The sequence below is a fragment of the Streptomyces sp. NPDC059679 genome (assembly GCF_042734105.1).
In the GTDB taxonomy this organism is placed as follows: Bacteria; Actinomycetota; Actinomycetes; order Streptomycetales; family Streptomycetaceae; genus Streptomyces.
This window is the reverse complement of sequence record NZ_JBHWES010000076.1, coordinates 47,441-55,921: the sequence shown is the minus strand read 5'-3', so window position 1 is coordinate 55,921 and position 8,481 is coordinate 47,441. Positions and strand designations below refer to the sequence as shown.

Annotated in this window: 9 protein-coding genes; 3 read left to right on the top strand and 6 right to left on the bottom strand. The window is 72.5% G+C overall.

Annotated elements, in window-relative coordinates; all coding sequences use genetic code 11:
• Positions 1-102: 102 nt before the first annotated feature.
• Both pepN and ACFV2X_RS46870 read right to left on the bottom strand, forming a co-directional pair.
• Entirely contained in the window at positions 103-2,712 is a 2,610-nt protein-coding gene (gene pepN / locus ACFV2X_RS46875) for an aminopeptidase N (protein WP_385628351.1), read from the bottom strand.
• A gap of 166 nt (positions 2,713-2,878) precedes the next feature.
• Complete coding sequence (locus ACFV2X_RS46870) at positions 2,879-3,229, bottom strand: chorismate mutase (protein WP_370656717.1); 351 nt, start codon at positions 3,227-3,229, stop codon at positions 2,879-2,881.
• Positions 3,230-3,510: 281 nt separating this feature from the next.
• On the opposite strand from ACFV2X_RS46870, the gene ACFV2X_RS46865 reads away from it, so the two are divergent.
• Complete coding sequence (locus ACFV2X_RS46865; protein WP_385628348.1) at positions 3,511-3,888, top strand: VOC family protein; 378 nt, start codon at positions 3,511-3,513, stop codon at positions 3,886-3,888.
• Here ACFV2X_RS46865 and ACFV2X_RS46860 read toward each other — a convergent pair.
• Both ACFV2X_RS46860 and ACFV2X_RS46855 read right to left on the bottom strand, forming a co-directional pair.
• Positions 3,873-4,556, bottom strand: coding sequence for an MBL fold metallo-hydrolase (locus tag ACFV2X_RS46860; RefSeq protein ID WP_385628343.1), 684 nt, complete (start codon positions 4,554-4,556; stop codon positions 3,873-3,875). The two genes, ACFV2X_RS46865 and ACFV2X_RS46860, sit on opposite strands and share 16 nt — an antisense overlap.
• A 110-nt stretch (positions 4,557-4,666) precedes the next feature.
• On the bottom strand, positions 4,667-5,464 hold the full coding sequence (locus tag ACFV2X_RS46855) for a S1 family peptidase (protein WP_385628341.1): 798 nt from the start codon (positions 5,462-5,464) through the stop codon (positions 4,667-4,669).
• Between the two features lie 219 nt (positions 5,465-5,683).
• Between ACFV2X_RS46855 and ACFV2X_RS46850 the strand changes: the two genes are divergently transcribed.
• Together ACFV2X_RS46850 and ACFV2X_RS46845 are read left to right on the top strand one after the other, a co-directional pair.
• Positions 5,684-6,580 (top strand): hypothetical protein, encoded by an 897-nt coding sequence (locus tag ACFV2X_RS46850; protein ID WP_385628338.1) that lies wholly within the window; start codon positions 5,684-5,686, stop codon positions 6,578-6,580.
• Between the two features lie 45 nt (positions 6,581-6,625).
• Entirely contained in the window at positions 6,626-7,099 is a 474-nt protein-coding gene (locus ACFV2X_RS46845) for a PPOX class F420-dependent oxidoreductase (RefSeq protein WP_089511383.1), read from the top strand.
• Between the two features lie 233 nt (positions 7,100-7,332).
• On the opposite strand, the gene ACFV2X_RS46840 is transcribed toward ACFV2X_RS46845, so the two are convergent.
• Positions 7,333-7,524, bottom strand: a complete 192-nt coding sequence (locus ACFV2X_RS46840) for a hypothetical protein (protein WP_385628336.1) — start codon at positions 7,522-7,524, stop codon at positions 7,333-7,335.
• Positions 7,521-8,468: an ATP-binding cassette domain-containing protein gene (locus ACFV2X_RS46835; RefSeq protein ID WP_385628333.1), complete on the bottom strand. Its 948-nt coding sequence runs from the start codon at positions 8,466-8,468 to the stop codon at positions 7,521-7,523. Before ACFV2X_RS46835 ends, ACFV2X_RS46840 begins: the two co-directional genes overlap by 4 nt.
• Positions 8,469-8,481 lie beyond the last annotated feature (13 nt).

The window sequence follows — 8,481 nt, the reverse complement described above, 5'->3', positions numbered from 1 at the left end:
CCGTCGGGGGCGGCGGCCCGGGGGCGGCGGCAGCGCCCCGGCCGGGGCGCCATCACTCCGGCGCGCCCGCAGGGCCCGCGCGCGGCTCTGCCGCCGGGGCCGCTACGCCCCGCCCTCCGTGGCGGCCGCCTCCTCCTGGGCCCGCTGGACGTGCAGCGCCCGGCGCAGATCGTCGAGCTCGTCGGCGAAGCGGCGGCGCAGCGTCGGGGACACGGACGGGTCGTCGGCGCTCAGGCACTCCTCCCCCAGCCGCAGGGTCGTCTCGTCCACCGTCGTCGGGAAGCCCCAGCGGGCGACCGAGTCGGCGATGGCCGGGCCGCGGCGGACGGCCAGGTCGACGGCGGCCGGGAAGTAGCCGTGGACGTACTCGGCGAGGAGGGCGTGCTGCTCGGGCTGCCAGAAGCCCAGGGCCGTCGCGGTGACGAGGTAGTTGGACAGCTCGGGGCCGTCGGCCTCGAAGAGCGCGGCCCAGGCGGCGCGCTTGGCCTCGGCGTCGGGGAGCGCGGCGCGGCAGCGGGCCGCGCCCTCCTGGCCGGTGGCGCTGGAGTCCCGGGCGAGCTCGGCGTCGATATCGGCCGGGGTGACGGCCCCGAGGACGGCGAGGCGCCGGAGGACCTGCCAGCGCAGCTCGGGGTCGAGGTCCGGGCCGCCGGGGACGGTGTCGCGGCCGAGCCAGTCGCTCAGCTCGGCGGCCGAGGTGGCGCTGTCGACGAAAGTGCGCACGGCGGCGAGCCGCAGCCCGGGCCCTGAGCCGTCCTCGGTGCGGCGCAGCAGATCGCGGCAGGTGGCGGAGATGGTGGCGAGGGCGGCGGCGCGCTTGTGGGCGGGGAGGTAACGGTCGGCGATCTGGGTGCGGGCGAAGGCGAGGACGCCCTGGACGATCGCTATGTCGGTCTCGTGCGGGAGATGGGCGCGGGCGGCGTCGAGGTAGGCGCCGGGCGGCAGTTCACCATCGCGCACCATGTCGCGCGCGGCGTTCCAGACGACGGCGCGGCTGAGCGCGTCGGGGAGGCCGGACAGGGAGCGCAGGGCGGTCTTCCAGGAGCCGGGGTCCAGCCGGATCTTGGCGTAGGTGAGGTCGCTGTCGTTGAGGAGCAGCAGGTCGGGGCGGGGGCCGGTGAACGGGAGGGTCAGCGGGGAGCCGTCGGTCAGCTCGGCCTCGACCCGGTCGCGCAGTACGAGCTTGTGGGGGGCGGCGGGCTCGTGGTCGTACAGGCCGATGGCGATGCGGTGCGGGCGGCTGGTCCCGCCATCGCCACCATCGCCGGCTTCGCCGCTTCCGCCGTGGCTTCCCTTGTGGTGGATCTCGGCCGTCCACTGGCCGCCGCTCGTGGTGATCACCGGCGTGAGGGTGTCCACGCCGTCGGTGCGCAGCCAGCGGTCGGCCCAGGCGTGCACATCCCGGCCGGATGCCTCGGCGAGGGAGTCGATGAAGTCGGCGAGGGTGGCGTTGCCGAAGCGGTGCCGGGCGAAGTGGTTGTTGATGCCGTCGAGGAAGTTCTTCTCGCCGAGCCAGGCGACGAGTTGGCGCAGCGCGGAGGCGCCCTTGGCGTAGGAGATGCCGTCGAAGTTGAGGCGCGCGGCTGCGGTGTCGGGTACCTGCTCGGGGGTGGGGGCCACGGGGTGGGTGGAGGGGCGCTGGTCGGCGTCGTAGCCCCAGTTCTTGCGGCGGACGCCGAAGTCGGCCCAGGTGTCGGTGTAGCGGGTGGTCTCGGTGAGGGTCTGGTAACCCATGTACTCGGCGAACGACTCGTTCAGCCAGATGTCGTCCCACCACTCCATGGTCACCAGGTCGCCGAACCACATATGGGCCATCTCGTGGGCGATGACCATCGCGCGGGTCTGCCGTTCGGCGTCGGTGACGGCGGAGCGGTAGACGAATTCGTCGCGGAAGGTGACGAGGCCGGGGTTCTCCATGGCGCCGGAGTTGAACTCCGGGACGAACGCCTGGTCGTAGGAGTCGAAGGGGTACGGCTCGTCGAAGATCTCGTGGTAGCGGTCGAAGCAGCGACGGGTGATGTCGAAGAGCTCGTCGGCGTCGGCCTCCAGGTACGGCGCGAGGGAGCGGCGTACGTGCAGGCCGAAGGGCAGCCCGGCGTGCTCGGTGCGCACCGAGTGGTACGGCCCGGCGGCCAGCGCGAGCAGGTAGGTGCTGATGGGCGGGGTGGGCGCGAGCTGCCAGCGGCCCTCGTGCGGTTCGCCGACGCGGGTGGCGATGCCGTTGCCGAGGACGGTCCACTCGGGCGGGGCGGTGACGTGCACCTCGAAGACGGCCTTGAGGTCCGGCTGGTCGAAGCCGACGAAGACGTCATTGGCGTCGGACATACAGCACATGGTGTAGAGGTACGTCTCGCCGTCGGCGGGGTCGGTGAAGCGGTGCATGCCCTCACCGGTGCGGGAGTAGCGCATGTCCGTCTCGACGCGCAGCTCGTGCTCGCCCTCGGCGAGCCCGGTGAGCGGCAGCCGCCCGTCGGCGATCACCTCGTCGGCGCCTGCGAGGGGGAGCTCCTGGCCGTCGAGCACGATGCGGTGCAGGGCGGCAGGCATGAGCTCGGCGAAGGTGTCCACGTCCGGCTGGCGCGCGCTGAAGCGAATGGTGGTGGTGGAACCGAAGATCTCATCGCCACGGGTCAGGTCGAGGTCGAGGGTGTAGTGATGGACCTCGATGAGGCGAGCTCGGGTCTGCGCTTCGTCGCGCGTCAGTACGGACATGGAGACATGCTGCCCTACTGCCTGCGGGCGTCACACGCCCGGGAAGAGGTTGCGCGGCGCGGTGCGGTTCTGTGTGGATTTGGGGGTGGTGCGCCGGGGGTGCGGCCTTCCCCTCCGCCCGGCGCCCCGGACCGCGCCCCCTTTGACAGCAGGCCCTGGGCAGTCCTCAGGAGCGCGCGATCGTCTCGTGGTGGCGGATGACCTCCGCGATGATGAAGTTGAGCAGCTTCTCCGCGAAGGCCGGGTCGAGCTTGGCGCTCTCCGCGAGGTCGCGGAGCCGCTTGATCTGGCGGGCCTCCCGGGCCGGGTCGGCCGGGGGGAGCTTGTGCTCGGCCTTGAGGTAGCCGACCTGCTGGGTGGCCTTGAAGCGCTCGGCCAGCATATGGACCACGGCCGCGTCGATGTTGTCGATGGAGTCGCGCAGCCGGGTCAGCTCGGCGCGGACGGACTCGTCGATCTCGTCGTTGGTGCTCATGGTGGCGGCCCCGTCGGTCCCCTCGGTCTCGGTTTGCGTCATGACACGTGACCCTATGCGGCCCGGGGCGCTGCTGTGACCAAGGGACCAGTGCGTGGACCGGGACGAGGTCCGGGGCGGGAGTCCGGCGTGGAGTCCGGGGCGGGGTCGCGGAGACCGCCCCCGACCCCTGTGGGGGGTTGGGGAGGGGCCGAAGGCGGTCGTTCCCCTTGGAGTGCTCTCCCCGGTCGAGCGCCTCCACCGTGGAGGAGTGGGTTTATGGACCCAGAGGTTCCATGTGTGTTCGGTTTTCCTCAGTGCGCCTCGCGCCTATCGTCGAGGGCATGATTGCGAAGCTCCAGTGCACCGTCATCGACTGCCCCGACCCCGTAGCGCTGGCCGGTTTCTACGCCGAGATCCTGGGCTGGCGAGTGGACGCGGCCGATCCGGAGTGGGTGTGGCTCATCTCTCCGGACGGCCAGCGGTTCGCCTTCCAGGCGGCCCCCGACCACAAGCCGCCACGCTGGCCGGACCCGGACCATCCGCAACAGTTCCATCTGGACTTCGACGTGGACACGATCGAGGACGTGGAGCGGGCGCAGCGGGAGGTGATCGCCCTGGGCGCGACCTTCCTGCACGACAGCGGCGGCGAGCGGTCGGGGTTCCGGGTCTTCAGCGACCCCGCGGGCCATCCTTTCTGTCTCTGCTACCGGCAGAGCTGAGCGGCGGCGGCGCGTAGCGCCGCTCCGGCGCCGGTGCGGATCGGGTCGCCGTGGCCGAAGCAGGCGGTCTCCACGTCCAGGGCCGCCTGCTTGTGGAAGGACCTCACGGTGTCCTCGGGGTCGACGTTGAAGACGCCCGGCATCAGCTGCCCGACGTTCGCGATCGAGTCGCCTGTGAACAGGGCGCGGGAAGACGGCAGATGGAGGGCGACGCTGCCCGCCGTATGGCCGGGCACGTGCACGATCCGCGCCTCCTGGCCCCAGTCGAGGGTGTCGCCGTCGGCCAGTTCGCGGTCGACCGGGACCGGGCGGGGCGCCGGGACCTGGGGCGCGTTGGCCTCGTAGAGGGGCCGCTCCCAGTCGGCGAGCACGGGCGGGGGGATCGTCTCCGCCCCGCTGATGGCGGCCACGTCGGCGGCGCCCGCGAGGATCCGGGCGCCGGTGGCCTCGGCCAGGCCGGCGGCCGCGCCGTAGTGGTCCGTGTGGCCGTGGGTGATCAGGATCTCGCGCAGCTCGCCGAGTCCGCGCAGCGCGTCGAGGATCCGCCGCTCGTAACCCGCCCAGCCGCAGTCGACGAGCGCGTAGCCGTCGGGGAGTCGTACGGCGTAGGCCTGGCCGACCGGGAAGCGCAGCATCCGGATGTCCGCGGTGATGGCTGTGATCTCCATCCCGCAGACAGTAGGAACCGGGGCGCGGGGTGCCGAGGCGGTTCTGCCCCTGGCAGACACGCCAGGGGCGAACGCCGGGGCCGGCGGGGAGCCGGCCCCGGGGCGGTGGGTCAGCCGCCGAGCTGGGTGGCGCCCGCCTTGATGTCCTTGGCGAAGGTGCTCACCTCGGTGTAGACGCCGGGCTTGCCGGGGCGGGCGCAGCCATCGCCCCAGCTGACGATGCCGACCTGGATCCACGCGCCGGAGTCGTCCTTGCGGAACATCGGGCCGCCGGAGTCGCCCTGGCAGGTGTCGACGCCGCCGGTGGCCATGATCCCGGCGCAGATCTCCTCGCCGGCGACGAGGTCGCTGTACGCCCTCTTGCAGGTGGTGTCGTCGACGAACGGCACGGTGGCCTTGAGCAGGTAGCGCTGCTGGCCGCCGCCCTCGACGGCGGCGCCCCAGCCCGCGACGGTGAAGTCGCCCTTGTTGTAGGCGGTGGTCTCGGCGATCTTCAGGGTCGGCTGGTTGATGGGCTTGGCGAGCTTGATCAGCGCCCAGTCCTTGCCGGTGCCGTTGTAGCCCGGGGCCTGCAGCACCCGGGTGGACTTGACCTTGACGGCGCTGGAGCTCTGCAGGTCCACCACGCCGGCGGTGGCGGTGATGGAGGTGTTGGCGCCGCTGCCGTCGACGCAGTGGGCGGCGGTGAGCACGATGTCCTGGGTGTAGAGTGCGCCGCCGCAGCCCATGGACAGCCGCACCATGAAGGGGAATTCACCCTGGGCGGCGCGGGTGCCGCCGACGACGGAGGGGCTGGGCTCGGCGCTCTTGGCCTGGGCCAGGGAGGTGCCGGGCATCAGGCTGAACGCGGCGAGCGCGACCGCTCCGACGGCGGCCGATCTCTTGACGGGCTTCCGGAGATTCCGCAACGGAGTTCCTTTCGTGGGGGGTTGAGCTACTTGCCAGGCTCATGCCAAGCAGCGTTGCGATTATCTGGACGCACCGATCGGCCTGACAAGGGTCGCTTTCCGGCCACACCCGTCGGCCACACCGACCGGCCCGGCCTGCGGCGCGATCGGGTCCGGCGCCCGTAAAGTTGAATCAGGGGGACACGAGTCAGGGGCATCCAACGGCTACGGGGTGACGGCGTGGCGGCACCGGGCAGCGACATCGAGCACGGATTCCCGCACCTGGACACCGTCCGGGCCGCGCTCACCGCGCTCTACAAGCGGCTGTCGTACGACGGGGTGCGGACCTACGAGCTCAGCGTGGCCCCCGGCGATGTGGCCTTCTGCGACCAGGACGATCTCTACCTCGGCGTCCAGCGCGTCGCCCGGGTCATGGTGCGGCAGCTGCGCCTCCCGGACGCGCGCATGATCGTCAGCTTCCGCGAGATGCGGCACGCGGGAAACATCGAGCTGGCCGCCGGACCGGAGTACTTCATCGAGCTCAACTCCCGCTTCAAGACACACCGCCGGGACATCGGCGCGGCGCTCGCCCACGAGGTCACCCACGTCTATCTGCACCGGCTCGACCTGTCGTTCCCCGGCACCCGCGCCAACGAGATCCTCACCGACACCACCGCCGCCTACCTCGGCGCGGGCTGGCTGCTGCTCGACGCGTACCGCCAGGACTCCGTCTCCAGCCAGAAGCTCGGCTATCTGACCCCGGAGGAGTTCGGATACGTCCTGGCCAAGCGGGCGCTGGCGTTCGGCGAGGACCCCGCCATCTGGTTCACCAGCCCGCAGGCGTACGAGGCGTACACCAAGGGCCTGGACGTGGCGCGCGGCGACGAGCGGCAGCCGCCACTGGCCGCGAGCGGCTGGGCGGGCCGCCGCCGCTATGCGCGGGACCGCCGGTTCGCGCAGGCCGACCCCGCGGCGCCGCAGCCGGTCGGCCCGGCCGGATACGCCTTCGAAAGCGGCTCCCCGCTGCGCGTCTCCTTCCCCTGCCCGACCTGCCGGCAGCGCATCCGGGTCCCGGTGCGCGGCCGGATCCGGGCCCGCTGCGGGCTGTGCCGCACGGTGCTGGAATGCGACACCTGACCGGTGCATGCCGCGCCGCGCGCCCGACGCCGTAGGCTCGGCCGCATGAGCCCCTCCATCGCCACCAACACCCGGGTCGGCCGCGACGAACTGCTGGAATTCGTACGGCCGCGCCACCGCGCCATCCTGATGACCCGCCGGGCCGACGGGTCGCCGCAGGCCTCGCCGCTGACGTGCGGCGTCGACGACGCGGGGCGCGTCGTCGTGTCGACCTACCCCGAGCGCGCCAAGGTCCGCAACGTACGGCGCGAGGCGGCCGTCAGCATCATGGTGCTCTCCGACGAGTGGAACGGGCCGTGGGTGCAGATCGACGGCACCGCCGAGGTGATCGACACCCCCGAGTCCGTGGAGCCGCTGGTCGAGTACTACCGCAATATCGCGGGCGAGCACCCGGACTGGGACGAGTACCGGGCCGCCATGGTCAAGCAGGGCAAGTCGCTGATCCGGATCACCCCGGAGCGCTGGGGCCCGATCGCCACCGGCGGCTTCCCCGCCCGCCTGGTCGAGGACGAGAAGTAGGGGTCCGGGCGCGGCAGGGTCCGCCTTCGAAGGCGGCCCCTGTCCCCCGTGGCCTGCCGCGCCCGGTCAGCAGGCGCCGGGCGGGCGTAGAGGACGAACACCATCCCCCGGACCTCCCGCCCGGCGCAGCGGCGGAAGGAGCGGTCGAGCACTTCGCGCTTCATCCGCTCCTGCGGGGGTGTCGTCCAGCGGCTGGCCGGGCGGGTCCATCACCACGGCGATCCGCTGGACGGTCAGCATGCGGGTGCGGATACGGGGCGCGGGCAGCTCGATATATACCCGGCCATCTGGGCGCGCTGCCACACGATGTACGCGGCGACCGCCACGACCAGGGCCGGGCCCGCCCAGAGCGCGGCCCGGTGCTGCCGCCACACCAGCCACATCAGTCCCCGAATGCGCGGCCTCCTGGCACCGGCCGTGCTCACGCCCCCAACTCCACGCCGGGCGGGCGCGCGCCCGTGGTGATCAGCGGCGGGGCGTCGGGGGCGCCCAGATAGCCGAGCAGGACCTCTTCCAGGGACGGTTCCGCGACGATCCAGCCGTCCTCGGTCACCGCGGCCGACGGGCGTATCAGCGCTGTGAGCTGACGGCCCGTCGCCCGGGTCCCGACCACGGTGTGGCGGGCGACCTCCCCCGGTGTGCCCCCGTCGGTTCCGCGCGGTCCGGTGATCAGTCGGTGGGCGGCCTGGACGGCGTCGGTGTCGCCCGCCAGGCGGAGCCGGCCGCCGCCGATCAGCAGCAGAAAGTCGCAGACGCCGTCGAGTTCGGCGAGCACATGGGTGGAGACGACCACGCTGGTGCCGCGCTCGGCGGCCTCCGCCATCAGGGCGCCCATCAGCCGGTGCCGCCGCAGCGGGTCCTGATCGGCCATCGGCTCGTCGAGCAGCGACAGGTCGGCGCGTTTACCGAGGGCGAGGGCCAGGGCCACGCAGGTGCGCCGGCCACCGGAGAGGGAGCCGACCCGGGCGGTCAGCGGAACCTCGGCCTCGGCCATGATGCGCTCGGCGGCCGACTGGTCCCAGCCGGGGTTGAGTTCGCGGCCCAGGCGCAGGGTCTCGGCGACGGTGAAGCGTGGGTAGAGCGGTTTGCCCTGGGCGACGAAGGCGATACGCCGCCGCGCCTCGGCGGACCGCGGATCGGCGCCGAAGACCCGTACGGTCCCGGTGGTCGGCGCGAGCAGATCGGCGGCCAGGGACAACAGGGTGCTCTTGCCCGAGCCGTTGGGACCGACCAGGGCGCAGATGCGCCCGGCGGGCAGCCGGAACGTGAGGTCCCGCAGGGCCCAGCCGCGCCGGTACCTCTTGCCAAGACCGGTGGCTTCCAGGGCGGTGGCTTCCAGGGCGGTGGAGGGTTCGTATCGGTCGGTCACCCGTGCTCCCTGT

Bases quoted from the DNA above. Each gene is read 5' to 3' on its own strand.
- ACFV2X_RS46845 (WP_089511383.1), top strand. From the start codon at position 6,626: ATGAGCCCCTCCATCGCCACCAACACCCGGGTCGGCCGCGACGAACTG.
- ACFV2X_RS46860 (WP_385628343.1), bottom strand. From the start codon at position 4,556: ATGGAGATCACAGCCATCACCGCGGACATCCGGATGCTGCGCTTCCCG.
- ACFV2X_RS46870 (WP_370656717.1), bottom strand. From the start codon at position 3,229: ATGACGCAAACCGAGACCGAGGGGACCGACGGGGCCGCCACCATGAGC.
- pepN (WP_385628351.1), bottom strand. From the start codon at position 2,712: ATGTCCGTACTGACGCGCGACGAAGCGCAGACCCGAGCTCGCCTCATC.
- ACFV2X_RS46865 (WP_385628348.1), top strand. From the start codon at position 3,511: ATGATTGCGAAGCTCCAGTGCACCGTCATCGACTGCCCCGACCCCGTA.